This window comes from Kitasatospora atroaurantiaca (genome assembly GCF_007828955.1).
GTDB lineage: Bacteria > Actinomycetota > Actinomycetes > Streptomycetales > Streptomycetaceae > Kitasatospora > Kitasatospora atroaurantiaca.
This window is the reverse complement of sequence record NZ_VIVR01000001.1, coordinates 2,885,663-2,909,271: the sequence shown is the minus strand read 5'-3', so window position 1 is coordinate 2,909,271 and position 23,609 is coordinate 2,885,663. Positions and strand designations below refer to the sequence as shown.

Below are 23,609 nucleotides of genomic sequence, written 5' to 3'. Positions count from 1 at the left end.
CGTGGTGGGTGGTGGTGAGGAGATGAGCAGGTGGCAGGATGAGGGCGCCGCTCGTGTGACCGTTGCCCGGGGCCGTGCGTGAGGGGGTGACCGCGCGGGGGCCGGCTGCGCGGGCGAGGGGTATCCATCACTCTCTTTGAGGAACAATGCTCATGCGCGCTTCACGGCTGCTTGCCGCCACCCTGCTCTGCTCCGTCGGCGTTGCGGGGATGACCGCCTGCGGGCCTCTCGACTCGAAGAGCTCTGCCGCAGCCCCCTCGGCGACTCCCTCGCCCACGGAGACCGGGCTGGCGGCGCTGTCGGCGCAGGACATCATCAAGAAGGCCCAGGAGGCCAGCGCCAAGGTGACGTCGGCGAAGCTGACCTTCGACATCATGACGGACGGCGAGCACCTGGTCGGTTCGGTCGCGGAGGACAAGTCGGGCGCCTGCGTGGGGCAGATCTCGATGGGTGACAAGGGCAAGTTCGACGTCCTGCGCTCTGCCGACACGGTCTGGATCAAGCCGGACAGTGTCTTCTGGGAGAAGTCGATAGCCAAGGGCTCGGCGAAGACCATGGCGGGCAAGTACCTGAAGGGCAAGGGAGAGTCCGCCGGCGTGAAGGAGCTTGCGGGCTTCTGTGACATGGGTCTGCAGGTCCTGAAGTCGCTCGGCAAGAACGAGGACGGCAGCGACGACACCGCCGGGGCGAACAAGGCGGGCACCAAGCAGGTGGGTTCGGTCAACGCGGTCGTGCTGACGGGCCAGGACGGCGAGGACAAGATGGAACTGGCGATCGCGGCCGAAGGCGAGCCGTACCTGCTGGAGCTGTCCAGCAAGGGCAAGGAGCCGGGCAGCATGACCTTCAGCGACTTCGGTCAGCCCGTGAGCGTCACCCCGCCGAAGGCCGCGCTGGTCATCGACGCGTCGAAGTACCTGAAGGGCTGAGGCTGCTCAACGAGGGGGCCGGGGCCGCAAGTTCGTACGTCCGGGGGTGTGTGACGGCGACGGTCCCGGTCCTTTCCCTCACTCGGGCCCGGGGCGGGCGCTCGCGGAGCAGGCAGGCCCGGGCGGCGGGGACGACGGCGAGGTGGCAGAGGGCCACCCCGAGCGTGCCGAGCAGGATGTTGTCGACGTTCAGGACGTGGCCCGGCGTCCAGCTCTTGAGGATCTCCAGGCCGGTGGCCAGCAGCGCGGCGCTGCCCACCGTCCGCAGGAAGGACGGCAGCCAGGCCGTCCGCAGCCCGCAGGCCACCAGCGGCAGCAGCACGCCGAGCGGCGCCAGCGGCACCAGCCCTGCCGCCAGCTGCCGTGCGCCGGCGAGCCCGCCGACCGCGAGCGCCTGGTGGACGGAGGCGAACGGTGTCAGGTTGGCCGGGTAGGTCCAGCCGGCCGTCAGCGGGCGCAGGACCAGCCAGCCGACCAGTGCCAGGTACCCCGTGAGCAGCAGCAGCCCGAGGGCCCGCAGCCGTTGCGAGACTCCCGGCGCGGGCGGCGGGGTGTACGCCATGTCGGTCGGGTCGTCCCCGGCCCGTGCGCCGGTCTCGCGCTCGGGGCGCGTGGTGGTGCCATCTCGCTGCACGCGGGGAAGGACGCCGACCGGCGCGCGAACGGTTCCGTGCCTCTGCGCGCCGGTTTCGGCTCAGCCGGTCACGGGCAGCGCGAGCCCGTGGGCGAGGGAGTAGCGCTGAACAGACCCTGCGGGGCCTTCGAGCTCGCGACGGGCGCCGGCACCGAGGCCGAGGTGCTGGGAGCAACCGACGGGCTGGGCGTGGGCGTCAGCACCGCCGCCGGGACCCGGACCGGGCTCGGACAGGCCGTCCGGCTGGCGGGCGCACCCGCGTCCACCGGTACGGCGGTCGGCCGGATCCCGCAGCCCGTCACCGCCGTCAGCGCGGCGGCCAGCAGGGCGGCCCCCGCGGCAGTTCTCCGTACGTTCACTTCGAACCCTCCTCGGCGTCCGGTGCGGGCGGGGTGAGCGGCAGGGTCAGGGTGAAGACCGCCCCGACCTCGCCGTTGGCGACGCCGATGGTGCCGCCGTGGATCTGCGCGTTGGCCATCGCGATCGACAGCCCGAGCCCGCTGCCCTCCGAGCGTGCCCGGCCCTTGTCGGCCTTGTAGAAACGGTCGAAGACATGCGGCAGGACGTCCTCGGGGATGCCCGGGCCGCTGTCGGAGACCTCCACCACCACGCTCTCCCCGACCTGCCGGACCTTCACCCGCACCGGCGAGCCGCCGTGCTTGAGGGCGTTGCCGATCAGGTTGGCGAACACGACGTCCAGCCGGCGCGGGTCCACCACCGCGCGTACACCCCGAGGGGCGTCCACCTCGACCGCGTCGTACCAGGCCCTGCCGTCGATGCAGGACATGATCAGGTCCGCGATGTCGACCTCGTCGGCGACCAGCTTGGCGGTGCCCGCGTCGAAGCGGGTCACCTCCATCAGGTTCTCGACCAGGTCGGAGAGCCGGCGGGTCTCGCTGACCACCAGCCGGACGGCCGGCTCGATCATCGGGTCCAGCGACTCGGCCTCGTCCTCCAGGATGTCCGTCACCGCCGTCATCGCTGTCAGCGGGGTCCGCAGCTCGTGCGACATGTCGGCGACGAACCGCCGGCTCTGCGCCTCGCGCGCGCTCAGCTCCTCGACCTGATCGGCGAGCGACTCCGCCGTACGGTTGAACGTTCTTGCCAGGTCGGCGAGTTCGTCCGATCCCTCGACCTCGAGGCGGGTGTCGAGCCGCCCCTCGCCCAGCCGCCGGGCCGCCTCGCCGAGCCGCTTCACCGGCCGCAGCACCGTCGCCGAGGCGGCCTGCGCCAGCAGCGCCGAGCCGATCAGCGCGAGCAGGGTGGCGATCGCCAACGACCAGCCCAGCGTGTTGAGATCGGCCCGCTCGTTGTCCAGCGACTTGAACATGTACGCCGTCGGCCCGGTCGGCACCACCTTCGTCCCGCCGACCACGAAGGGCTCGCCGTACAGCTTCTGCCGCTGCCAGTACAGGTGGTACGCGTACGGGTTGCCGGGGCCCACCTCGCGCGGCTTGGGCACCGTGGTGCGCAGCGCCTGCGGCACGTGCTCGACCGTGAACCTCGACGGGTCGGAGGAGGCCACGCAGCCGGGCTGGGCGTCGTCGACCACCACCACCTGGTAGTTGAGCCCGGAGGCCGCCACCTGGTTGGCCAGGTTGACCAGTTGCGGGCAGGTCGCGTTCAGCGGAAGGTCGGAGACATTGCGGGTGAGTGAGGCCCGGAAGTCGTTGAGCGCGGTGTCCTGGGCACGCTTGAGCACCGCGTCCCGGTTCAGCCAGTAGGCGATCCCGGACGCGGAGACGGCGGTGGTCAGGGCGACCACGGCGAACACCGCGATCAGCCGTACCCGCAGCGAGCGCAGGTGCCGCCAGCGGCCCGGGCGCGCGCGCCGGGGGGTCTGAGGGTCAGTCAACAGGTCTCACCATCGGGGTCAGGGCTGGGACGGGGGATCGAGCCGGTAGCCCACCCCGCGCACCGTGCGGATCAGCGTCGGCGCCGAAGGCACATCCTCCACCTTGGCGCGCAGTCGCTGAACACAGGCGTCCACCAATCGCGAATCGCCCAGGTAGTCGTGCTCCCAGACCAGCCGCAGCAGTTGCTGCCGGGACAGCGCCTGCCCGGGTCTGCGGCTCAGCTCCAGCAGCAACCGCAGCTCGGTCGGCGTGAGTTGGAGATCCTCGCCGTCCTTGGTGACGGTCATCGCCGAGCGGTCGATCACCACGGTGCCGTACACGGAGGAGTCCGAGCTCTCCCGTTCGCCGCGCCGCAGCACCGCTCGGATCCGGGCGTCCAGCACCCGCGGCTGCACCGGCTTGACCACGTAGTCGTCCGCGCCCGACTCCAGGCCGACCACCACGTCGATGTCGTCCGAGCGCGCGGTCAGCAGAATGATCGGCAGCTGGTCGGTGCGGCGGATCCGGCGGCAGACCTCGAAGCCGTCGATCCCTGGCAGCATGACGTCGAGGACGATCAGGTCCGGACGCTGCTCCTTGAAGAGCTTCAGGCCGTCCTCGCCCGAGGCGGCGGCGACCACGCGGTGGCCCTGGCGGGTGAGGGCGAGTTCGAGGCCGGTCCGGATGGCGTCGTCGTCCTCGATCAGAAGGAGGAAAGGCACGGGCTCATTCTGGCCCACTCGGCGCAGTGAATCACCCACCTGGGCGCTGTCCGCTGTCCCACCGCAACCGGAACCGGGTCTTCGCACGTCCCACAGGTGTGTCGGTGATGTGGATCAAAGTCCCGTCCGCTGTGACAGCCCTGTGACAGTCGGCGGACAGCGCCATGACGACAGGCGGGCAAGATTTTCCATGTCGCCGAAGAACGCACCAGGTCACCAGGCCCGCGGGACGGCGGCGGCAAGAGATCCGCTCGTACCGACCATGGGGGTGCACGATGAACGCCACGCTCAAGACCCGCAGCACCGCGGGCGCTCGCACTGCGCGTTCGTCGACCCGCACGCACTTCGAGGTGCGGACGGACGAGACTTCCGGTGCCGTGATCGTACGGGGGTGCGCACACAGCACCGGGACCCGCCGCCTCGGCGGCGGGAGGGCGGGGGAGCTGTACGGAATCGGTCGCATGGGGAGTGCGGCCGACTCCGCCTCGACCATGACGCTGCGGGGGATCCTCCCCGTCCGCGTCGAGGGGAAGGACGTCCCGGGGGGTATCACGGGGAACGGCCTCGTCGGCCACGGTTCGGGGGAGCCGGCCGGTCGCGAGGTCGCCGGTGCCACGCTGCTGCGGCTGACGCCCGCAGTGGCGGGTGCCGCAGACGGTGAGCAGGGAGGCGTGCAGGGGGAGCACCCGGCCGTCGCGGAGGACCACATCACGGAGTTCACCGCGTACGTGCGCGAGCGCCGCGCCTCCCTGTACGCCACCGCCTACCACCTGACCGGTGACCGCCACGAGGCCGAGGACCTGCTGCAGAGCGCGCTCTTCAGCACCTACCGGGCCTGGGGCCGGATCACCGACAAGGCCGCGGTCGGGGGCTACCTCCGCCGCACCATGACCAACCTGCACATCTCCGCCTGGCGGCGCCGCAAGGTCAACGAGTACCCGACCGAGGAGCTGCCGGAGACGGTCGGCGACACCGACGCGATGGGCGGCACCGAGCTGCGCGCCGTGCTCTGGCAGGCGCTGGCCAAGCTCCCGGAGAACCAGCGCACCATGCTGGTGCTCCGCTACTACGAGGGCCGGACCGACCCGGAGATCGCCGACGTGCTCGGCATCAGCGTCGGCACGGTGAAGAGCAGCATCTGGCGCGCGCTGCGCCGGCTGCGCGACGACGAGCAGCTGAACCGCACGGGTGACACCGCCCGCGCCTTCGGCGAGCTGGTCGCCTAGGAACTCCCGTCGGGGGACGGGTAGGAAGGCCACGGGGCGCGGGCGCCGACTCGGGGGAGCGGCGGCCGACGGGGGAAGACCCGTGGCCGGATCGATGACGCAGGGCCCGGTGCCGGGGAGAGGCACCGGGCCCTGCGTCACTTCTGCCCGGCTCGCTCACCGCGCGCGGAGCTGCAGCCAGCACGAGAGCCGGTCGTCCGGGTGGTCCAGGTCGATGCCGAACAGCTCCCGGGCCCGCCGCAGCCGGTACTTGAGCGTGTTCGGGTGCACCGCCAGCCGATCCGCCGCCTGGGCCACGTTGCCGACCGCGTCCAGCCAGGCCGTCACCGAGGCCGCGTACGCCGTGTGCTGGCCGCGGTCGTGCTCGACCATCGCCTCGATGCCCGGGTGGCGCAGCCGGGGGCGCCTGGCCAGCTCGTCCGCGAAGTGCGAGAGCAGCACCCGGGCATGGGTGTCCGTCAGCCCGGCCACCGCGGGCGCGTCCCGGTCGGCGGTGGTCACCCGCAGGATGTCGTCCACCTCCGCGCGCAGGTCGGGCAGCTCACCGGGATCCTCGGCCGGGCGGCTGAACGCGGCGCGCAGCGGGGTGTCCAGGCCGTGGCCGAGCGCGGCGACGGCCTGCCCCGCCAGCCGCCGGACGGCCTCCGGTTCGAGCTCGGGCAGCAGCACGTACACCGTCCGGCCGACCGTCGCCACGGCCGCCTCGGCGTGCACGGCGGCCCAGTGCCGGGCGGCGGCGGCGCCGAGCCGCACGGCGGGCGGCGGCTCGCGGTCCGCGACCCGCAGCGGCGCGAGCCCCAGCAGCGCCAGCCGGGGGCGGTCGGGCAGCCCCAGGCGGAAGCGCACCTCGGCCGGGGACCAGCTGCCGTTCAGTGCACCGCGCAGCGCGTCCTCCCTGGCGTGGAGGTCGAGTTCGGCCGCGCTGCGCCGGCGCAGCATGTGCAGCGCGGCGAGCCCAGCTCCGTCCAGCAGCGCCCGTTCGCCGGCCGGGTCGAGACTGCCGGACCCCTCGATCGCCCAGATGGTGCCCAGCGGCAGATCCCCGGCCCGGATCGCGACGGCGGCGCGCGGCAGCTCGTCGGCGGCGAGCGTCGGCAGCCGGACGACCCCCGGAGCGGCCAGCACCTCGCGGTACTGGCGCAGCTGCTCCGGCTCCTCCGGCACCCGGCGGTTCAGGATGCCCTGGCGGCGCAGCTCGTCGATCCGCTGGCCGGGCAGCGAGGAGTACGCGAGCACCCGGCGCTCCAGGTCCTCCACGGCCACGGACCCGCCGACCACGGCGGCGATGGCATTGGCGACGGCGAACAGCTCCTCGCTGGTGCCGTCCAGGATTGGCGATTCCGTGAGGGACATACCAGAACCTTAGGCGATAGCGCCAAAGACCGGGGGCGGTGCCGCGCCCGACCATGTTCCGAAGCCCTCCGGAACCGCGCGAGCAGAGCCCTCCGGAACCGCACGAGCAAGAGAGGCAGGGAGGCCCATGACCCTCGGCACCCTGACGCCCGCGTCCGCCCAGAACCGGCTGCTGGGGCTCTTCCCGCCCGGTACGGCCGTCGCCGAGGGCGGCGGACTGCTGATCGGCGGCTGCCGGGTGGAGGACCTCGCCGAGCAGTACGGCACCCCCGCCCTGCTGGTGGACGAGAACGCCCTGCGGGCCCGAGCCCGCCGGTACGCCGACGGCCTCGCCGCCCGCTGGCCCAACTCCCGGGTGACCTTCGCCTCCAAGGCCTTCCCCTGCACCGCCGTGTACCGGCTGCTCGCCCAGGAGGGCCTGGGCATCGACGTGGCCGGCGGCGGCGAACTGACGCTGGCCCTGGCGGCCGGCGCGGACCCGGCCGGGCTGGTGGTGCACGGCAACGCCAAGACCGAGGAGGAGCTGCGGCTGGCCGTCGACGCCGGGGCCGGTCTGATCGTCATCGACAACTTCGACGACATCGACCGGCTGGATCGGATCCTGGCGGAGACTCCCGGGCGCGAGCAGGGCGTCCTCGTCCGGGTCACCCCCGACATCCGCCCCGACACCCACGAGGCCGTCTCCACCGGCCAGGCGGGCTCCAAGTTCGGCCTGATGCTGCCGCAGGCCCGCGAGGCGATCGCACGGCTGCGCGGCAGCGACCGGCTCCGGCTGGACGGCGTCCACGTCCACGTCGGCTCGCAGATCCTGGACACCAAGCCCTTCGCCCAGGCCGTCGAGGCGGTCGCGGAGCTGGGCGAGTTCGCCGTGTACGACCTCGGCGGCGGCCTCGGCTCCCGCTACACCTACCGGGACCGGCCGCCGAGCATCGAGGACTACCTGGACACCCTGGTGGACACCGCGCGGGGCCTGCTGCCCGCCGAGGCCCGGATCCTGATCGAGCCGGGCCGCTCCATGGTCGCCGAGTCGGGCGTCTCGCTGTACCGGGTGGTGACGGTCAAGCCCGGCGAGCAGCCCATCGTCGCGGTGGACGGCGGTATGGCCGACAACCTGGAGGTCTCGCTGTACGGCCAGCGCTTCGAGGCCACCGTGGCCACCCGGGTCGGCGGCGGCGAGCCGTGCCGCCTGGTCGGCCGGCACTGCGAGTCGGGCGACACCCTCAGCGCCGACGTACCCCTGCGTGACCCGCGCCCTGGGGATCTGATCGCCGTCCCGGTCACCGGCGCCTACACCTACTCGCTCAGCAACAACTACAACGGCGCCCGCCGCCCTCCGGTCGTCTTCTGCCGCGACGGTCAGTCCCGCGCGGTGGTCCGCCGCGAGACCTACGACGACCTGATGCGCCGCGACCTGCCCTGACCTCACCCTCCCCCACACCAGAAGAGGCAGCTATGGCAATAGATCTGACGCTCCGTCAGCAGATTCTCAGATGCAAGCCGGTCGCCGCGTTCCAGGCCGACGCCGAGCACGCCGCGGGCGGCGGGCTGCGCCGCACGGTGGGCGTCTTCCAGCTCACGATGATCGGCATCGGCGCGACCATCGGCACCGGGATCTTCTTCGCCCTCGACGCCGCCGTGCCCGAGGCCGGGCCCGCGGTGGTCCTCTCCTTCGTGATCGGTGCGGTCACGGCGGCCCTCACCGCCCTCTGCTACGCCGAACTCGCCTCCGCCGTCCCGGTCTCCGGCTCGTCCTACTCGTACGCCTACGCCACCCTCGGCGAGCTCGCCGCCTATGCGGTCGGCTGGTGTCTGCTGCTGGAGTACGCGGTCTCCGGTGCGGCCATCGCGGTGAGTTGGGGCCAGTACCTCAACGACCTGACGGAGCGCCTGTTCGGCTTCCGGATGCCGGACGCCATCGCCGCCCCGCCCGGGGCGGGCGGCTACCTCAACCTGCCGGGCGCCGTGCTGGTGCTGCTCTGCTGCCTGCTGCTGGTCCGAGGCGCGAAGCAGTCGGCCGTGGTCAACACCGTGATGGTGCTGGTCAAGCTGGCCGTCCTGGCGCTCTTCGTGGTGCTCGGCGCGACCGGCTTCCACGCGGCCAACCTGCACCCCTTCGCCCCGATGGGCATGGCCGGCGTAGGCGCGGCGGCCTCGACCGTCTTCTTCTCCTTCATCGGCCTGGACGCGGTGTCCACCGCCGGCGAGGAGGTCAAGAACCCCCGCCGCACCCTGCCGGTGGCCATCGTGGCCGCCCTGCTGGTGGTCACCACGGTGTACGTGCTGGTGGCCCTGGTCGGCGTCGGCGCCCAGCCGTGGACGGCCTTCGGCGGCCAGGAGGCCGGGCTCTCCGCGATCCTCGCCACCGTGACCGGGGCGACCTGGCCGGGTGCGCTGCTCTCCGCCGGCGCGGTGCTCTCGATAGTCAGCGTGGTCCTGGTGGTGCTCTACGGCCAGACCCGCATCCTGTACTCGATGGGCCGCGACGGCATGCTGCCCGGCGTGTTCAGCCGCCTCAGCCCGCGCACCGGCACGCCGGTCGCCGGTACGGCCGTGGTCGGGGTCTTCGTCGCGGTGCTGGCCGCCGTCGTCCCGCTGGACGTACTGGCCGACCTGACCAGTATGGGCACCCTGGTGGCCTTCGCCGTGGTCTCCGTCGGCGTCCTGATCCTGCGCCGCACCGAACCGCACCTGGAGCGCGGCTTCCGGGTGCCCGGCTACCCCGTGGTGCCGCTGCTGTCGGTGGCCTTCTGCGGCTACCTGCTCTACGGGCTGCCGCTGCCCACGTACGCGATGTTCGCCGGCTGGCTGGCCCTGGCGCTGGTGGTGTACCTGGGCTACAGCCGCCACCACTCCCGGCTCAGGACCGAGGAAGCGGTGACCGCTCTCCCGGTGGTCGACCGCACCGTCAGGCGCTGATCCCGGCCGGTATGGGCGCCATGGTCACGGCTCGTACCCTGCGCTCGGCCTCGGGGCCCGCGCAGGCGTACGCGCCGAGCTCGACCTGGCGGGCCACGATGCCGCGCTCGGCGCGCATCAGCCGCCAGCCGCGCCGCAGCAGGTAGGGGACGGACTTGCGGGCCTCGCGGACGTCCCGGCGGAAGCGACGCCAGGCGGTGGTCAGCGGGCGGTTGCGCAGGCAGATGGCATCGCCGAGCAGCTCCTCGGCGGCACACTGGGCGACGATCTCGGCGGCGAAGATGCCCTCGGCGATGAAGGCGCGCGAGCCGTCCAGCTCGAGCGTGTGGGTGCCGACCCGCCCGTTGTCCGGGATCGAGTACACCGGCACCTCGGCGCGGCCGGTCGTGGCCAGCTGCCGGATCGCCGCGAGTGCGTGCTCGCGGTGCCAGGAGAGCGGGGAGTCCCAGTCGACGCTGCCGTCGGGGAACAGCGGCAGTGTGGGGTCGTCGCCGTCCTTGTAGAAGTCGTCCAGCTGGAGCACCGGCAGCCCGGTCCGCTCGGCGAGTGAGGACTTCCCGGACCCGGAGGGGCCGGAGAGCAGGACGACCCGGGCACGGGCGGTCGAGGCGGGGTTCACGGGGGAGTCACTCACGAGACACCAGTCTGACGCATCGGGCGGAGATGCCGAAACTGGTCGGCAGTCAGATCTTCCGGAGCGCGAGCAGCACGATCCCGAGGTAGCGGCTGTGCACGTTCAGGTGGACGGCCGGCCCGTCGCCGGGCGGCTGGTAGGCCTTGGCGGCCCAGTCCTGGTCGTACCAGGCCTCCGGCTCGGGGTCGTGGACCTCGCCGCCGAGGGGGATCTCCAGGTGCGGGCGGTGGCGCGACTCGAAGGCGGCGGTGGGCGAGCCGGGCGTGAGCAGCAGGCTGCCGGCGGTGTACGTGGCGGGCCAGCCGGGGCGTTCCGATCGCACGGAGCAGGGGACCCGGGCCTGCCTGCCCGCGGCCAGCAGCCGTGCCGCTCGGCGGGCCCGCAAGGCCCGCACCGGGGCCGGCGCCGAACAGGACCGCCAGATCGGCCAGGATCTCCCACACAGCTGCCTCCCAAGATCACGTGGATACGTCAGGGAGGACACGGGAGGAGCCCGGCCGGTTGCCTGCCGATCGGCGGGTCTTCGCCCATGGAGCGCCTGGAAAGGCGACGGACCCGCGCCAGGGGGGGAGAGGCGCGGGTCCGTCATAGGCACGTCCGGGCCCCCGGGGGGGTAGGGGCACTGGGGACGGCCAGTCTGTGGAGTTGTGACCGATGGTGGGTCAGATGCCCATCGGGTGCCAGACCGTCTTGGTCTCCAGGAAGGAGAGTAGGCGGTCCGTGGTGGGCGCATTGGTCCAGTCCAACGCGGACGGCTCCTCCACCGGCCGGATGACTCGCTTCAGCGTATCCGCGGCGGAGGCCTCCAGCTCGGCTGCCGCGCCGGGGCCGTCGGCGGCAATCGCACCCGTGAGGTCGAGGCCGTTGACGTCCTGGTGCGAGGCCAGCGTCGGGGCGATGTCCGCGGTACGGCCGGAGATGATGTTGACGACACCACCCGGCAGGTCGGACGTCGCCAGCACCTCGCCCAGCGAGAGCGCCGGCAGCGGGGCGTCGGTGGCGGCGGCCACCACGACCGTGTTGCCGGTGGCGATCGCGGGTGCGATCACCGAGATCAGGCCGAGGAAGGAGTAGCCGTACCCGGTCTGCGGCGCCACGACGCCGATCACGCCGGTCGGCTCCGGCACGGACAGGTTGAAGAAGGGCCCGGCGACCGGGTTGGAGCCGCCCGCGATCTGGGCGACCTTGTCCGTCCAGCCCGCGTACCAGACCCAGCGGTCGATGGCCTGGTCCACCAGGGCGGCGGCCTTCTTCGCGCCGATGCCCTCGGCGGTGGCCACCTCGGCAGTGAACTGCTCGCGGCGGCCCTGCAGCATCTCCGCGACCCGGTACAGCACCTGGCCGCGGTTGTACGCGGTGGTGCCCGACCAGCCCTTGACCGCCGCGCGGGCGGCGAGCACGGCATCGCGGGTGTCCTTACGGGTGCCGAGCGGGGCGTTGGCGAGCCACTGGCCCTTGCTGTCGGTCACCTCGTACACCCGCCCGCTCTCGGAGCGGGGGAACTTCCCGCCGACGTACAGCTTGTAGGTCTTGAAGACGTCAAGTCGCGTGGTGACATCAGACATCGAGGTAGGCCTCCAGACCGTGCCGGCCACCCTCGCGGCCGTAGCCCGACTCCTTGTAGCCGCCGAACGGCGAGGTCGGGTCGAACTTGTTGAAGGTGTTGGCCCAGACCACACCGGCCTTGAGCTGGTTCGCCATCCAGAGGATGCGCGAGCCCTTCTCGGTCCAGATGCCGGCCGAGAGACCGTACGGCGTATTGTTGGCCTTCTCGACGGCCTCGGTGGGCGTACGGAAGGTCAGCACCGACAGCACCGGGCCGAAGATCTCCTCCTGGGCGATCCGGTGGGCCTGGCTGACGCCGGTGAACAGCGTCGGCTTGAACCAGAAGCCGGAGCCGGGCAGCTCGCAGGCGGGCGACCAGCGCTCGGCGCCCTCGGCCTCGCCGGCGTCCGTCAGCGCGGTGATCCGGGCCAGCTGGGCGGCCGAGTTGATCGCGCCGATGTCGGTGTTCTTGTCCAGCGGGTCGCCGACGCGCAGGGTGGCCATCCGGCGCTTGAGGGCGTCCAGCAGCTCGTCCTGGATCGACTCCTGGACCAGCAGGCGCGAGCCCGCGCAGCAGACGTGGCCCTGGTTGAAGAAGATGCCGTTGACGATGCCCTCGACCGCCTGGTCGATCGGCGCGTCGTCGAAGACGATGTTCGCGGCCTTGCCGCCGAGCTCCAGCGACAGCTTCTTGCGGCTGCCCGCCAGCTGCTTGGCGATCGCCCGGCCGACGGGGGTCGAGCCGGTGAAGGCGACCTTGTTGACGTCCGGGTGCGCGGTGAGCGCGGCGCCGGTACGGCCGTCACCGGTGACGATGTTGACGACGCCCTTCGGCAGACCGGCCTGGCGGCAGATCTCGGCGAAGCGCAGCGCGGTCAGCGGGGTGGTCTCGGCCGGCTTCAGGACGACCGTGTTGCCGGTCGCGAGGGCCGGGGCGATCTTCCAGGCCAGCATCAGCAGCGGGAAGTTCCACGGGATGACCTGGCCGGCCACACCGAGCGGCTTCGGAGCGGTGCCGAAGCCGGCGTAGTCCAGCTTGTCGGCCCAGCCCGCGTAGTAGAAGAAGTGCGCGGCGACGAGGGGGAGGTCGACGTCGCGGGTCTCGCGGATCGGCTTGCCGTTGTCGATCGACTCCAGCACGGCCAGCTCGCGCGAGCGCTCCTGGATGATCCGGGCGATCCGGAACAGGTACTTGGCGCGCTCGCTGCCCGGCAGCGCCGACCAGTCGGCGAACGCCTTGCGGGCGGCCGTGACCGCGCGGTCCACGTCCTCGTCCGTGCCGTGCGCGAACTCGGCGAGCACCTGCTCGGTGGCCGGGTTGACGGTCTTCAGGGCCTCGCTGCCACTGCTGTCGACGAACTCGCCGCCGATGAAGTGGCCGTACGAGGTCGCGATGTCACCGGCTGCGGCGGGGGACTCGGGCGCGGGGGCGTACTCGAAGAGGCCGCTCTTCCTGGCGCCGGCGTTCGCGCTCACGGACTCTGCGATGTTCTTGTTCTTGGCCATGTTCCTCAGTCCACCGTCACGTAGTCGGGACCGGAGTACCGGCCGGTGGTCAGCTTCTGACGCTGCATCAGCAGGTCGTTGAGCAGGCTGGAGGCGCCGAAGCGGAACCAGTGCGGGGTCAGCCAGTCGTCGCCGAGTGTCTCGTTGACCATGACCAGGTACTTCATGGCGTCCTTGGTGGTCTTGATGCCACCGGCGGGCTTCACACCGACCTGGATACCAGTCTGCTCCTTGAAGTCGCGGACGGCTTCGAGCATCAGCAGGGTGACCGGGGGAGTCGCGTTGACCGCGACCTTGCCGGTGGAGGTCTTGATGAAGTCGGCGCCGGCCAGCATGGCCAGCCAGGAGGCGCGGCGCACGTTGTCGTACGTCTGCAGCTCGCCGGTCTCGAAGATCACCTTGAGGTGGGCCGAGGTGCCGTCGGGGCGCTTGCAGGCCTCCTTGACGGCGGTGATCTCGTTGAAGACCGACAGGTAGTGGCCGGAGAGGAAGGCCCCCCGGTCGATCACCATGTCGATCTCGTCGGCGCCGGCGGCGACCGCGTCGGCGGTGTCGGCCAGCTTCACCGGGAGCGCGGCGCGCCCGGCGGGGAAGGCGGTGGCGACCGAGGCGACCTGGATGTCGGTGCCCTTCAGCGCCGCCTTCGCGGTGGCGACCATGTCCGGGTAGACACAGATCGCGGCGACGCGGGGGGTGGTCGGATCGCTCGGGTCGGGGTTCCGGCCCTTGGTGCACAGGGCGCGCACCTTGCCGACCGTGTCCGCGCCTTCCAGCGTGGTCAGGTCGATCATCGAGATCGCCAGGTCGATGGCATTCGCCTTCGCCGTGGTCTTGATCGAACGGGTGCCGAGGGTGGCGGCGCGGGCTTCCAGGCCGACGGCGTCGACGCCGGGCAGGCCGTGCAGGAAGCGGCGGAGTGAGGCCTCGGACGCCGCAACGTCCTGAAGGCCGCCGCCCGCAGCGCCGAGGGCATTGGCTGCAACAGTGGACATGGTCACCAGACCAGCATATCTACGCGCGTAGCGATGCGCTAGGGGACCCCTGTTTCGATGCCGGACCGAGATCTGGCCGATTCGGCCGGGCCAGTGCTTCTCCAGTGCCTCGCGTGTCACCCGAGTCGGGTCCTTCGGGTCGGGTCCTCCGGGTCAGGCGGCAGCCCGGTTCGCTCGAAGGAGTCGCGTCGCCCCCGTGAGAGGAAGAATGAACCGGTGACCACGCCTCAGCAGCCCGCCCCCCGCAAGAAGACCGGCCGCCGGCCCGGCTCGACCGACACGCGGCGGGTGGTGCTGGAGGCGGCCCGGGCGGAGTTCGCCGTGCGGGGCTACGAGAAGGCGAGCATGCGGGCGATCGGGCGGGCCGCCGGGGTGGACGCTGCACTGCTGCACCACTACTTCGGCAGCAAGGATCGGCTCTTCCTGGCCGCGCTGGAGTTCCCGGTCGATCCGAGGGTGGTGGTCGAGCAGGTCCTGGCGGGGGACCGGGCGACCGTCGGCGAGCGGGTGGCCACGTTCGTCCTGACGCTCTGGGAGCAGCCCGGGGTGCTCGACCGGCTGCTGGCGCTGGTGCGGGCGGCGGCCACCACCGAGCAGGTCGCGCAGTTGATGAGGGGCTTCGTCCTGGAGGAGCTGGTCCGCCGCGCTGCCGTCGAACTCGACATCGAGCGGCCCGAGTTGCGGACGGAGCTGATGCTCTCCCAGATCATCGGGCTGGCCATGGCGCGGTACGTGATCGGTGTCGAACCGCTCGCCTCGGCAACCCGCGAGGAACTGGTTCCGCTGCTCGCGCCGACCTTCCAGGGCTATCTGGCCGGCGCCTGATTCAACCGTCCGGATGCTTGACGGCGACCGGTGACGGCGGGAAACTCATCGAATGATGAATTCTTCGGCGGGAGCGGTCCCCGCCATCCGCGTCACCGGCCTGACGGTGGTGCGGGGCGGCCGCCCCGTCCTCCACGGCCTCGACCTCGACGTCGCACAGGGCTCGATCACCGGTCTGCTCGGCCCCAGCGGCTGCGGGAAGACGACCCTGCTGCGCTCGATCGTCGGCGTCCAGAAGACCGCCGCGGGCGGGGTGGAGGTGCTCGGCGCGCCGGCCGGCAGCGCCACGCTGCGACACCGCGTCGGGTACGTGACGCAGGCGCCCTCGGTCTACAGCGACCTCAGCGTCGCCGAGAACCTGCGCTACTTCGCCGCCGTCCTCGGCGCGCCGCCCACCGACCCCGCCCGCGTGATCGCCGAGGTCGGCCTCGCCGGTCACGAGGGCACCCTGACCGCCCAGCTCTCCGGCGGCCAACGGGCCCGCGTCTCGCTCGCCGCAGCCCTGCTCGGCAACCCCGAACTGCTCATCCTCGACGAGCCCACGGTCGGCCTCGACCCGGTCCTGCGCCAGGACCTCTGGCAGCTCTTCCGGCAACTCGCCGACGCGGGAGCGACCCTGCTGGTCTCCAGCCATGTGATGGACGAGGCCTCCCGCTGCGACCGGCTGCTGCTGATGCGCGAGGGCAGGCTGCTCGCCGACGACACCCCCGCCGAACTGCTCCGCCGGACCGGCGCCGCCGACGTCGACAGCGCCTTCCTCGCCCTCGTCGCCGGGCAGGCCCTCACGCCTGGACATGCCCTCGTGCCCGAGGAGACCCTCATGCCGGAACAGACCCTCCTGACCGCCGAGGAGTCCTCGTGAACGCCACCCGCACCCTGGCAACCGCCCGCCGCGTCCTGGCCCAGCTGCGCCACGACCCGCGCACCATCGCCCTGTTGCTGGTGGTCCCCTGCCTGCTGCTCACGCTGCTCAGGTACATGTTCGACGGCGAGGCGCAGGCCTTCGACCGGGTCGGCGCGGCCCTGCTGGGGATCTTCCCGCTGCTGGTGATGTTCCTGGTCACCTCGGTCGCGATGCTGCGCGAACGCACCACCGGCACCCTCGAACGGCTGCTCACCATGCCGCTCGGCAAGCTCGACCTGCTGCTCGGCTACGCGCTCGCCTTCGGTGCGGTCGCGCTCGTCCAGGCCACCCTGGCCTCGGCGCTGACGCTCGGCCTGCTCGGCCTGGACGTCGCCGGGCCGACCTGGCTGCTCTTCGCGGTCGCACTGGGTGACGGACTACTGGGCATGGCGCTCGGCCTGCTCGTCTCCGCGTTCGCCGCGACGGAATTCCAGGCCGTCCAGTTCCTGCCCGCCGTGATCCTTCCGCAGCTGCTGCTCTGCGGCCTGTTCGTGCCGCGCGAGGAGATGGCCACCGTGCTGCGGTGGGCCTCCGACGTGCTGCCGCTCTCGTACGCGGTGGACGCGATGACCAGGCTGACCACCACGAGCGGCGTGAGCGGCCTGCTGGTACGCGACCTGGCCGTCATCGCAGCCGCCGCCCTGCTCGCACTCGGGCTCGGCGCGGCCACCCTGCGCCGTCGCACCGCCTAGAGCGGTGTCACCTGCGGGGCCCTGCGTTCGAGCGTCCCCAGATCGCAACCCGAGCCCATAGGGCAAGGCGAGGCGGATGGGGCAGAATCGTGCCCATGACCGAATCCGACGGCAAGCCCGACCCGGGCTCCGCCGCCTCCGAGCCGAACGGTGAGCAGAAGTACGCCGACCGCGTCTACCGCTCCGTCCCCGGCATCATCTCCGGCGTTCTCCTGCTCTGCGTCGCGGGGTGGCTGATCATCGACGCCGTGGTGACCGGCACCGGCCGCACCCCGTGGATCGCGCTCGCCGCCGCCCCGGTCTTCGCCTTCCCCGTCATCGCCTACACCGTGCGCCCGACCGTGCTGGCCAACGAGCGCCGGCTGCTGGTCCGCAACCCGCTGCGCACGATCACGGCCCCCTGGGCCTCGGTCGAGGGGCTGAAGGCCGGCTACTCGGTCGAGCTCTTCGCCGGCGGCAAGAGGTACCAGGTCTGGGCCGTCCCGGTGTCGCTGCGCCAGCGCAAGCGCGCCACCCGGCTGGCCACCAGGGCCGCCGCGACGGGTGAGCCGAGCGCCTCTCGTACGCCGAGCCTGGTCAACCCCTCCCGGGTGCTGCGGCCCGGCGAGAGCGACCCGACCCGTGCGTGGTCCGACCAGGTGGTGGAGACCCTGCAGGAGCTCGCCGAGCGCAACGCAGCCCTGCCCGGTGCAGCGGGCCCGGTCGTCGTCCGCTGGTGCTGGTGGATCATCGTGCCCACCCTGCTCGGCCTGATCGCCCTGGTCACCCTGATCGTCGCCGGCTGACGCCGCCTCTGGGCGAGCAACGACACGCGACAAGACAGCGGGCCCGGCACCCCGACCCCTTCACAGGTCGGAGCGCCGGGCCCGCTGTCTCGCTGTCGTGAGAAGCCGTGAGAAGCCGCGCGATGCCGTCAGATCCCGGCGGCGGCCGCCAGGTCGCGCTTGATCGCGTCCAGCAGAGCCGCGGCCTGCTCACGCGTCCCGGCCAGCTCGGCGGCGGTGGCGACCGGGAGGACGACCTCCAGGTAGCACTTCAGCTTGGGCTCGGTGCCGGACGGGCGGACCACGATCCGCGCCGAGCGGACGGCCTCGCCCTCCAGGTAGTACCGCAGGCCGTCGGTGGGCGGCAGGTCGGCCGAACCGGCGGTCAGGTCGTCGACGCGGGTGACCTGCAGGCCCGCCAGGACGGTCGGGGGCTGGTCGCGCAGGCGCTGCATGGCGTTGGAGATCAGCGACAGGTCCTGCACCCGGACGGACAGCTGGTCGGTGGCGTGCAGACCGTGCTCCAGCGCCAGGTCGTCCAGCAGGTCGGTGAGCGTGCGACCGGTCTGCTTGAGGGTTGCCGCGAGCTCGGCGACCAGCAGGGCGGCGGTGATGCCGTCCTTGTCGCGTACCCCGGCCGGGTCGACGCAGTAGCCGAGCGCCTCCTCGTAGCCGTAGCGCAGGCCGTCGGCGCGGGCGATCCACTTGAAGCCGGTCAGCGTCTCGGCGTAGCCGAGCCCGGCCGCGTCCGCGATCCGGCCGAGCAGGGTGGAGGAGACGATGGTGGTCGCGAAGGTGCCGGTGACCCGCTTGGCGACGAGCGCCGAGCCGAGCAGCGCGCCCACGTCGTCGCCGCGCAGCATCCGCCAGCCGCCGTTGTCGGGCACGGCCACCGCGCAGCGGTCGGCGTCGGGGTCGTTGGCGATGACGATGTCCGGGCCGACCGAGGAGGCGGTACGGAACGCGAGGTCCATCGCGCCCGGCTCCTCCGGGTTGGGGAAGGCCACGGTCGGGAAGTCCGGGTCCGGCTCGGCCTGCTCGGCGACCACCGTCGGGGCGGGGAAGCCCGCCTGCTTGAAGGCGGCCAGCAGGACGTCCCGGCCGACGCCGTGCAGCGGCGTGTAGACCACGTCCAGGTCGCGCGGGCTCGCCGGGTCGACGGTGGAGACGGCGCGGTTCAGGTACGCCTCGACGACGTCGTCGCCGAGCACCTCCCAGCCGCTCTCGGCCAGCGGCACCTCGGCGAGGGAGCCGATGGCGTCGATCTCGGCGGCGATGCCGGCGTCGGCGGGCGGGACGATCTGCGAGCCGTCGCCCAGGTAGACCTTGTAGCCGTTGTCCTGCGGCGGGTTGTGGCTGGCCGTCACGGTGATGCCGGCGGCGGCGCCGAGGTGGCGGATCGCGAACGCCAGCACGGGGGTGGGGAGGGGGCGCGGGAGCAGGGCGGCCCGCAGGCCGGCGCCGACCATCACCGCTGCGGTGTCGCGGGCGAAGTCGTACGACTTGTGGCGGGCGTCGTAGCCGATCACCACCAGGTCGCCGAGGCCTTCCTTGCGGAGGTAGGCGGCCAGGCCGGCGGCGGCGCGGATCACGACGGCGCGGTTCATCCGCATCGGGCCGGCGCCGAGCTCGCCGCGCAGGCCGGCGGTGCCGAACTGGAGGCGGTCGGCGAAACGCTCGGCCAGCTGGGACCAGGCGACCCGGTCCTCGGTCCTGGCCTCGGGGCCCTCGGCGGCGGCCAGCATGGCGGCCAGCTCCTCGCGGGTCTGCGGGTCGGGGTCCTCGGCGAGCCAGGCCCTGGCTCGGGCGAGGAGATCGGTGGTGGATGCCTGCGCCATTGCTGCCAGCTCCATCTGAGGGTTGGTGAGAATTCGGATGGGGAGGTCCGCGTGTGTCAACGCGGGGCCGTCGGGCCGATATCAGATGACAGATTTCAAAATCTGTCATCTGATATCGGCCCGACGGCCCCTGCCTACTGATTCTGCGTCAGACCAGGCTCAGATCCGCTCAAGGACCTTCGCCAGCAGCGCGCCCATCCGCTCGGCGCTGGCCTTACCGGCCTCCAGCACCTCGGCGTGGTTGAGCGGCTCGCCGGTGATCCCGGCTGCAAGGTTGGTCACCAGCGAGATGCCCAGCACCTCGGCGCCGGCCTCGCGGGCGGCGATGGCCTCCAGCGTGGTGGACATGCCGACCAGCTCGCCGCCGATCGCCCGGACCATGCCGATCTCGGCAGGGGTCTCGTAGTGCGGGCCGGGGAACTGCACGTACACGGCCTCGTCGAGCGACGGGTCCACCTCGCGGCACAGCCGGCGCAGCCGCGGCGAGTACAGGTCCGTCAGGTCGACGAAGTTGGCGCCGACGATCGGGGAGGCGGCCGTGAGGTTGATGTGGTCGCTGATCAGCACCGGCTGGCCGGGCGCCCAGCCCTGGCGCAGGCCGCCACAGCCGTTGGTCAGCACGATGGTCTCGCAGCCCGCCGCGGCGGCGGTGCGGACGCCGTGCACCACGGTGGCCACGCCGTGGCCCTCGTAGTAGTGGTTACGGCCGAGGAAGATCAGGGCGCGCTTCTCGCCGATCTTCACCGAGCGGATCTTGCCGGAGTGGCCCGCCACGGCCGGAGCCGGGAAGCCGGGGAGTTCGGTGACCGGGAACTCGGCCACGGTCTCACCCAGGGCGTCGGCGGCCGGCACCCAGCCGGAGCCCATCACCAGGGCGACGTCGTGGCGCTCGGCACCGGTCAGCTCGCGCAGGCGCGCGGCGGCGGCCTGGGCGGCGGCGTAGGGGTCGGCGGAGACGACCGACTGAGGAGATGCGTTCACACTGCCGAGGATAGACGGGAATCGCCTACGCGCGTAGACAAACCGCCCAAGCCATGCCGGATCGTTACCCGGTTGACCCAAAGCGACAGGGTTTGGCCGGATATCGCCCCGCCGCTTTGGTGAGATCTACGATGGCGTTCAGCAGGGACGTCGTCGCAGGTCAAGCACGTAGTCGTGGGGTGCGCCCGCACTCTCGGCCGCGTCCGCGATCAGTCCGAGGTAGCGAGCGGCCGGCAGCCCGCCCTCGTAGTCGTTCAGTACGTACGTCCAGACCGGGATGTCGCCGTCCAGCGTGTGCGCCCGCAGCTTGATCTTCCGGTAGATGCCGAGCTGCACGCCCTCCCACCGGTCCAGGCCGTCCGCGTCCATCGGCGCCACGTCGTAAAGCGAGACGAAGACCTGCTCCTTCTCGTCCTCGACCACCGTGGCCAACGAGCCCTCCCAGCCCAGCTGCTCGCCACCGAAGGTCAGCCGCCAGCCGTCGAGCCAGCCGGTGCCGCGCAGCGGGGAGTGCGGGGCCCGCCGGCTCATCTGCCGGGCATCGAGATTGGTGGCGTACGCGGCGTAGAGGGACATGCCGTCAGCCTACGGGAGAGCCTGTCGTGCGACGGGGCCAGGGAGTGCTCACCGTCACACTCGTTCGGATATGAGCACATTGCAACGGCCCCGGCGTGGCGCCGGTCTCGGCGTGCGGGACAATGGTGCACGTGACTCGGATCGTGATCATCGGTGGCGGACCCGGCGGATACGAGGCGGCACTTGTTGCTGCCCAGCTCGGCGCGGAGGTGACCGTTGTCGACCGCGACGGTCTGGGCGGATCGGCGGTGCTGTCGGACTGCGTACCGTCCAAGACGCTGATCGCCACCGCGGAGGTGATGACCACCTTCGACAGCTCCTACGAGGAACTCGGCATCATCGTCGCCGATGACACGCCGCCGCTGGAGAAGGCCGCCCGGGTGGTGGGCGTCGACCTCGGCAAGGTGAACCGACGGGTCAAGCGCCTCGCGATCGCCCAGTCCCACGACATCACCCAGTCCGTCACCCGGGCCGGGGTGACGGTCCTGCGCGGAAAGGGCCGCCTCGGTTCCGGCGGCCAGGCCGTGGACGGCTCCCGCGAGGTCGTCGTCGAGGCCGCCGACGGCACGACCGAGTCCCTGCGTGCCGACGCCGTCCTGATCGCGACCGGCGCCCACCCGCGCGAGCTCCCCGACGCCCAGCCCGACGGCGAGCGCATCCTCACCTGGACGCAGGTCTACGACCTGGACGAGCTGCCGCGTGAGCTGATCGTGGTCGGTTCCGGTGTCACCGGTGCCGAGTTCGCCGGCGCGTACCAGGCGCTCGGCTCCAAGGTCACCCTGGTCTCCTCCCGCGACCGCGTGCTCCCCGGCGAGGACCCGGACGCCGCCGAGGTGCTCGAGGAGGTCTTCCGCCGTCGCGGGATGAACGTGATGAGCCGGGCCCGTGCCGAGGGCGCCAAGCGCGTGGGCGACCACGTCGAGGTCACCCTTGCGGACGGCCAGGTCATCAAGGGCACCCACTGCCTGATGGCGGTCGGCTCGATCCCCAACACGGCCGAGATGGGCCTGGAGGAGGCGGGCGTCAAGCTCAACGACTGGGGACAGATCAAGGTCGACCGGGTCTCCCGCACCTCGGCCCCCGGCGTCTACGCGGCCGGTGACTGCACCGGCGTCTTCATGCTCGCCTCCGTCGCCGCCATGCAGGGCCGGATCGCGATGTACCACGCCCTGGGCGACGCCGTGCAGCCGCTCAACCTCAAGACCGTGTCCTCCAACGTCTTCACCGACCCGGAGATCGCGACCGTCGGCTACACGGCCGCGGACGTCTCCTGCGGGAAGATGGACGCCGTCGAGGTGAAGCTCCCGCTGCGGGGCAACCCGCGGGCGAAGATGCAGGGCATCAGGGACGGCTTCGTGAAGCTGTTCTGCCGCCCCGGCACGGGCATCGTGGTCGGCGGTGTGGTCGTCGCCCCGCGCGCCAGTGAACTCATTCACTCGATCTCGCTCGCCGTGGACAACAACTTGACGGTCGAACAGGTGGCCGGTGCCTTCACGGTCTACCCGTCCCTGTCCGGTTCCACCGCCGAGGCCGCGCGCCAGCTGCACATCCGGAAGCGCGAGGGCTCGGACTCCTGAGCTGCGGACCTGAGTTGAGGCGGTCGCCCGGGGCGGCCGCCTCAGCCGTTTCACCCGCCCGGCGGAGCGCGTACCCCCCTTGTTGACGGCGCGTATTGTACGGCCGTGCGCTGCTCCGAGGTGAGCAATTCCCGTTACCAGCTGCAAACGCCTGAAAGCAGACGGTCATTCGGTTACCGTCGGTTCTGTGTTTGCAGCAGAACGTCGCCAGTTGATCCTCGAAATGGTGCGCGCCAACGGAGCCGTGTCGCTCCGCGAGCTGGCCCGCGTCGTCCAGACCTCCGAAGTCACCGTACGCCGAGACGTCCGGGCCCTGGAGGCCGAAGGGCTGCTCGACCGCCGGCACGGCGGCGCGGTGCTCCCCGGCGGCTTCAGCCGGGAGCCCGGCTACCCGCAGAAGACCCATCTCGCCGCGGCCGAGAAGAGCGCGATCGCCGATCTCGCGGCCGGCCTGGTCGAGGAGGGCGACGCCGTGGTGGTCGGCGCCGGCACCACCACCCAGGAGCTGGCCCGCCGTCTCGCCCGGGTGCCCGGGCTGACGGTGGTCACCAACTCGCTGCTGGTCGCCCAGGCGCTGGCGCACGCCAACCGGGTCGAGGTGGTGATGACCGGCGGCACCCTGCGCGGCTCCAACTACGCCCTGGTGGGCAGCGGGGCCGAGCAGTCCCTGCACGGCCTGCGCGTCTCCAAGGCCTTCATCTCCGGCAGTGGGCTGACGGCCGAGCGCGGCCTGTCGACCACCAACATGCTCTCCGCGAGCGTGGACCGGGCACTGGTGCAGTCGGCTGCCGAGGTCATCGTCCTCGCCGACCACACCAAGCTCGGCGCGGACACCATGTTCCAGACCGTCCCCACCGAGGCGATCACCCGCCTGGTGACGGACGAGCACGCCGCCGCGGACGACCCGACCGCCCGCGAGCTGGACGCCCTGGCGGACTGCGGCGTCCAGATCGCCGTCGCCCCGCTCGGGCTCCCCGTCGAGGAGCCGGTGCACCCGCCGACGCCGGTCGCGCCGCGGCGGAGCGGGCCGCCCTCAGGCGGTGCCCCGCTGCCCGGCCAGCGCCGCCCCGGAGCCCACGGCGGCCCGCCCACCCGCCTCGCGGAGCTTGGCGCCCCGCGCGTGCGGTAGACGTACGCACCCAGGGCAGCACAACAGGGGCGCG

Annotated in this window: 23 protein-coding genes; 10 read left to right on the top strand and 13 right to left on the bottom strand. The window is 72.0% G+C overall.

Features of this window, described 5'->3' with window-relative positions; all coding sequences use genetic code 11:
- Positions 1–152 precede the first annotated feature (152 nt).
- The gene (locus FB465_RS13370; RefSeq protein ID WP_145790581.1) at positions 153–926 is read left to right on the top strand and encodes a hypothetical protein; all 774 of its coding nucleotides are present in this window, start codon (positions 153–155) and stop codon (positions 924–926) included.
- On the opposite strand, the gene FB465_RS13365 is transcribed toward FB465_RS13370, so the two are convergent.
- From FB465_RS13365 to FB465_RS13350, 4 genes are all read right to left on the bottom strand, one after another.
- Entirely contained in the window at positions 895–1,560 is a 666-nt protein-coding gene (locus tag FB465_RS13365) for a VanZ family protein (protein ID WP_246192648.1), read from the bottom strand. The two genes, FB465_RS13370 and FB465_RS13365, sit on opposite strands and share 32 nt — an antisense overlap.
- A gap of 68 nt (positions 1,561–1,628) precedes the next feature.
- Positions 1,629–1,919 carry a hypothetical protein gene (locus FB465_RS13360; RefSeq protein WP_145790579.1) on the bottom strand — a complete coding sequence of 97 codons (291 nt, stop codon included), beginning with the start codon at positions 1,917–1,919 and terminating at the stop codon, positions 1,629–1,631.
- The gene (locus tag FB465_RS13355) at positions 1,916–3,415 is read right to left on the bottom strand and encodes a sensor histidine kinase (RefSeq protein ID WP_145790577.1); all 1,500 of its coding nucleotides are present in this window, start codon (positions 3,413–3,415) and stop codon (positions 1,916–1,918) included. Before FB465_RS13355 ends, FB465_RS13360 begins: the two co-directional genes overlap by 4 nt.
- Positions 3,416–3,433: 18 nt before the next feature.
- Complete coding sequence (locus FB465_RS13350; protein ID WP_211785776.1) at positions 3,434–4,117, bottom strand: response regulator transcription factor; 684 nt, start codon at positions 4,115–4,117, stop codon at positions 3,434–3,436.
- Positions 4,118–4,392: 275 nt separating this feature from the next.
- On the opposite strand from FB465_RS13350, the gene FB465_RS13345 reads away from it, so the two are divergent.
- On the top strand, positions 4,393–5,343 hold the full coding sequence (locus FB465_RS13345) for a SigE family RNA polymerase sigma factor (protein WP_145790574.1): 951 nt from the start codon (positions 4,393–4,395) through the stop codon (positions 5,341–5,343).
- 156 nt (positions 5,344–5,499) lie between these two features.
- Here the strand turns inward: FB465_RS13345 and FB465_RS13340 are convergent, their stop codons facing one another.
- The gene (locus FB465_RS13340) at positions 5,500–6,696 is read right to left on the bottom strand and encodes a PucR family transcriptional regulator (protein WP_145790572.1); all 1,197 of its coding nucleotides are present in this window, start codon (positions 6,694–6,696) and stop codon (positions 5,500–5,502) included.
- A gap of 127 nt (positions 6,697–6,823) precedes the next feature.
- Here FB465_RS13340 and lysA point away from each other — a divergent pair, with 127 nt between their 5' ends.
- A complete protein-coding gene (gene lysA, locus FB465_RS13335; protein ID WP_145790570.1) occupies positions 6,824–8,116 on the top strand; it encodes a diaminopimelate decarboxylase in 1,293 nt (430 codons plus the stop codon).
- A 32-nt stretch (positions 8,117–8,148) separates the two neighbouring features.
- Complete coding sequence (locus tag FB465_RS13330) at positions 8,149–9,612, top strand: amino acid permease (protein WP_145790568.1); 1,464 nt, start codon at positions 8,149–8,151, stop codon at positions 9,610–9,612.
- Here FB465_RS13330 and FB465_RS13325 read toward each other — a convergent pair.
- The 5 genes from FB465_RS13325 to deoC all read right to left on the bottom strand — a co-directional run bounded on the left by FB465_RS13325 (position 9,602) and on the right by deoC (position 14,289).
- Positions 9,602–10,246 (bottom strand): ATP-binding protein, encoded by a 645-nt coding sequence (locus FB465_RS13325; protein ID WP_145790566.1) that lies wholly within the window; start codon positions 10,244–10,246, stop codon positions 9,602–9,604. The genes FB465_RS13330 and FB465_RS13325 overlap by 11 nt on opposite strands.
- 49 nt (positions 10,247–10,295) lie before the next feature.
- Positions 10,296–10,568, bottom strand: coding sequence for a hypothetical protein (locus FB465_RS13320; protein WP_145790565.1), 273 nt, complete (start codon positions 10,566–10,568; stop codon positions 10,296–10,298).
- 340 nt (positions 10,569–10,908) lie between these two features.
- The gene (locus tag FB465_RS13315; RefSeq protein ID WP_145790563.1) at positions 10,909–11,811 is read right to left on the bottom strand and encodes an aldehyde dehydrogenase family protein; all 903 of its coding nucleotides are present in this window, start codon (positions 11,809–11,811) and stop codon (positions 10,909–10,911) included.
- Positions 11,804–13,297, bottom strand: a complete 1,494-nt coding sequence (locus tag FB465_RS13310) for an aldehyde dehydrogenase family protein (RefSeq protein ID WP_246192646.1) — start codon at positions 13,295–13,297, stop codon at positions 11,804–11,806. The genes FB465_RS13315 and FB465_RS13310 overlap by 8 nt, the downstream gene beginning before the upstream one ends.
- 5 nt (positions 13,298–13,302) lie before the next feature.
- Entirely contained in the window at positions 13,303–14,289 is a 987-nt protein-coding gene (gene deoC, locus FB465_RS13305; RefSeq protein ID WP_145790561.1) for a deoxyribose-phosphate aldolase, read from the bottom strand.
- 216 nt (positions 14,290–14,505) lie between these two features.
- On the opposite strand from deoC, the gene FB465_RS13300 reads away from it, so the two are divergent.
- The 4 genes from FB465_RS13300 to FB465_RS13285 all read left to right on the top strand — a co-directional run bounded on the left by FB465_RS13300 (position 14,506) and on the right by FB465_RS13285 (position 17,495).
- Positions 14,506–15,114: a TetR/AcrR family transcriptional regulator gene (locus FB465_RS13300; protein WP_246192645.1), complete on the top strand. Its 609-nt coding sequence runs from the start codon at positions 14,506–14,508 to the stop codon at positions 15,112–15,114.
- Between the two features lie 52 nt (positions 15,115–15,166).
- Positions 15,167–15,976 carry an ABC transporter ATP-binding protein gene (locus FB465_RS13295; RefSeq protein ID WP_211785775.1) on the top strand — a complete coding sequence of 270 codons (810 nt, stop codon included), beginning with the start codon at positions 15,167–15,169 and terminating at the stop codon, positions 15,974–15,976.
- Positions 15,973–16,710, top strand: a complete 738-nt coding sequence (locus FB465_RS13290; RefSeq protein WP_145790560.1) for an ABC transporter permease — start codon at positions 15,973–15,975, stop codon at positions 16,708–16,710. The genes FB465_RS13295 and FB465_RS13290 overlap by 4 nt, the downstream gene beginning before the upstream one ends.
- Positions 16,711–16,805: 95 nt before the next feature.
- Positions 16,806–17,495 (top strand): PH domain-containing protein, encoded by a 690-nt coding sequence (locus FB465_RS13285; protein ID WP_145790558.1) that lies wholly within the window; start codon positions 16,806–16,808, stop codon positions 17,493–17,495.
- Positions 17,496–17,623: 128 nt separating this feature from the next.
- On the opposite strand, the gene FB465_RS13280 is transcribed toward FB465_RS13285, so the two are convergent.
- The 3 genes from FB465_RS13280 to FB465_RS13270 all read right to left on the bottom strand — a co-directional run bounded on the left by FB465_RS13280 (position 17,624) and on the right by FB465_RS13270 (position 20,869).
- Positions 17,624–19,327, bottom strand: a complete 1,704-nt coding sequence (locus FB465_RS13280) for a phospho-sugar mutase (protein ID WP_246192644.1) — start codon at positions 19,325–19,327, stop codon at positions 17,624–17,626.
- Positions 19,328–19,471: 144 nt separating this feature from the next.
- A complete protein-coding gene (locus tag FB465_RS13275; protein ID WP_211785774.1) occupies positions 19,472–20,293 on the bottom strand; it encodes a purine-nucleoside phosphorylase in 822 nt (273 codons plus the stop codon).
- Positions 20,294–20,431: 138 nt separating this feature from the next.
- Positions 20,432–20,869 (bottom strand): gamma-glutamylcyclotransferase family protein, encoded by a 438-nt coding sequence (locus FB465_RS13270; protein WP_145790556.1) that lies wholly within the window; start codon positions 20,867–20,869, stop codon positions 20,432–20,434.
- 122 nt (positions 20,870–20,991) lie between these two features.
- Between FB465_RS13270 and FB465_RS13265 the strand changes: the two genes are divergently transcribed.
- Positions 20,992–22,446 (top strand): NAD(P)H-quinone dehydrogenase, encoded by a 1,455-nt coding sequence (locus FB465_RS13265; protein WP_145790554.1) that lies wholly within the window; start codon positions 20,992–20,994, stop codon positions 22,444–22,446.
- A 223-nt stretch (positions 22,447–22,669) separates the two neighbouring features.
- Positions 22,670–23,575, top strand: a complete 906-nt coding sequence (locus FB465_RS13260; protein ID WP_246193206.1) for a DeoR/GlpR family DNA-binding transcription regulator — start codon at positions 22,670–22,672, stop codon at positions 23,573–23,575.
- Positions 23,576–23,609: the final 34 nt, after the last annotated feature.

Excerpts from the sequence above, each read along its gene's own strand:
- FB465_RS13330 (WP_145790568.1), top strand. The coding sequence starts at position 8,149 with ATGGCAATAGATCTGACGCTCCGTCAGCAGATTCTCAGATGCAAGCCG.
- FB465_RS13315 (WP_145790563.1), bottom strand. The coding sequence starts at position 11,811 with ATGTCTGATGTCACCACGCGACTTGACGTCTTCAAGACCTACAAGCTG.
- FB465_RS13370 (WP_145790581.1), top strand. The coding sequence starts at position 153 with ATGCGCGCTTCACGGCTGCTTGCCGCCACCCTGCTCTGCTCCGTCGGC.
- deoC (WP_145790561.1), bottom strand. The coding sequence starts at position 14,289 with ATGTCCACTGTTGCAGCCAATGCCCTCGGCGCTGCGGGCGGCGGCCTT.
- FB465_RS13340 (WP_145790572.1), bottom strand. The coding sequence starts at position 6,696 with ATGTCCCTCACGGAATCGCCAATCCTGGACGGCACCAGCGAGGAGCTG.
- FB465_RS13310 (WP_246192646.1), bottom strand. The coding sequence starts at position 13,297 with ATGGCCAAGAACAAGAACATCGCAGAGTCCGTGAGCGCGAACGCCGGC.
- FB465_RS13280 (WP_246192644.1), bottom strand. The coding sequence starts at position 19,327 with ATGGAGCTGGCAGCAATGGCGCAGGCATCCACCACCGATCTCCTCGCC.
- FB465_RS13265 (WP_145790554.1), top strand. The coding sequence starts at position 20,992 with ATGGTGCACGTGACTCGGATCGTGATCATCGGTGGCGGACCCGGCGGA.
- FB465_RS13345 (WP_145790574.1), top strand. The coding sequence starts at position 4,393 with ATGAACGCCACGCTCAAGACCCGCAGCACCGCGGGCGCTCGCACTGCG.
- FB465_RS13285 (WP_145790558.1), top strand. The coding sequence starts at position 16,806 with ATGACCGAATCCGACGGCAAGCCCGACCCGGGCTCCGCCGCCTCCGAG.
- FB465_RS13295 (WP_211785775.1), top strand. The coding sequence starts at position 15,167 with ATGATGAATTCTTCGGCGGGAGCGGTCCCCGCCATCCGCGTCACCGGC.
- lysA (WP_145790570.1), top strand. The coding sequence starts at position 6,824 with ATGACCCTCGGCACCCTGACGCCCGCGTCCGCCCAGAACCGGCTGCTG.
- FB465_RS13270 (WP_145790556.1), bottom strand. The coding sequence starts at position 20,869 with ATGTCCCTCTACGCCGCGTACGCCACCAATCTCGATGCCCGGCAGATG.
- FB465_RS13260 (WP_246193206.1), top strand. The coding sequence starts at position 22,670 with ATGGTGCGCGCCAACGGAGCCGTGTCGCTCCGCGAGCTGGCCCGCGTC.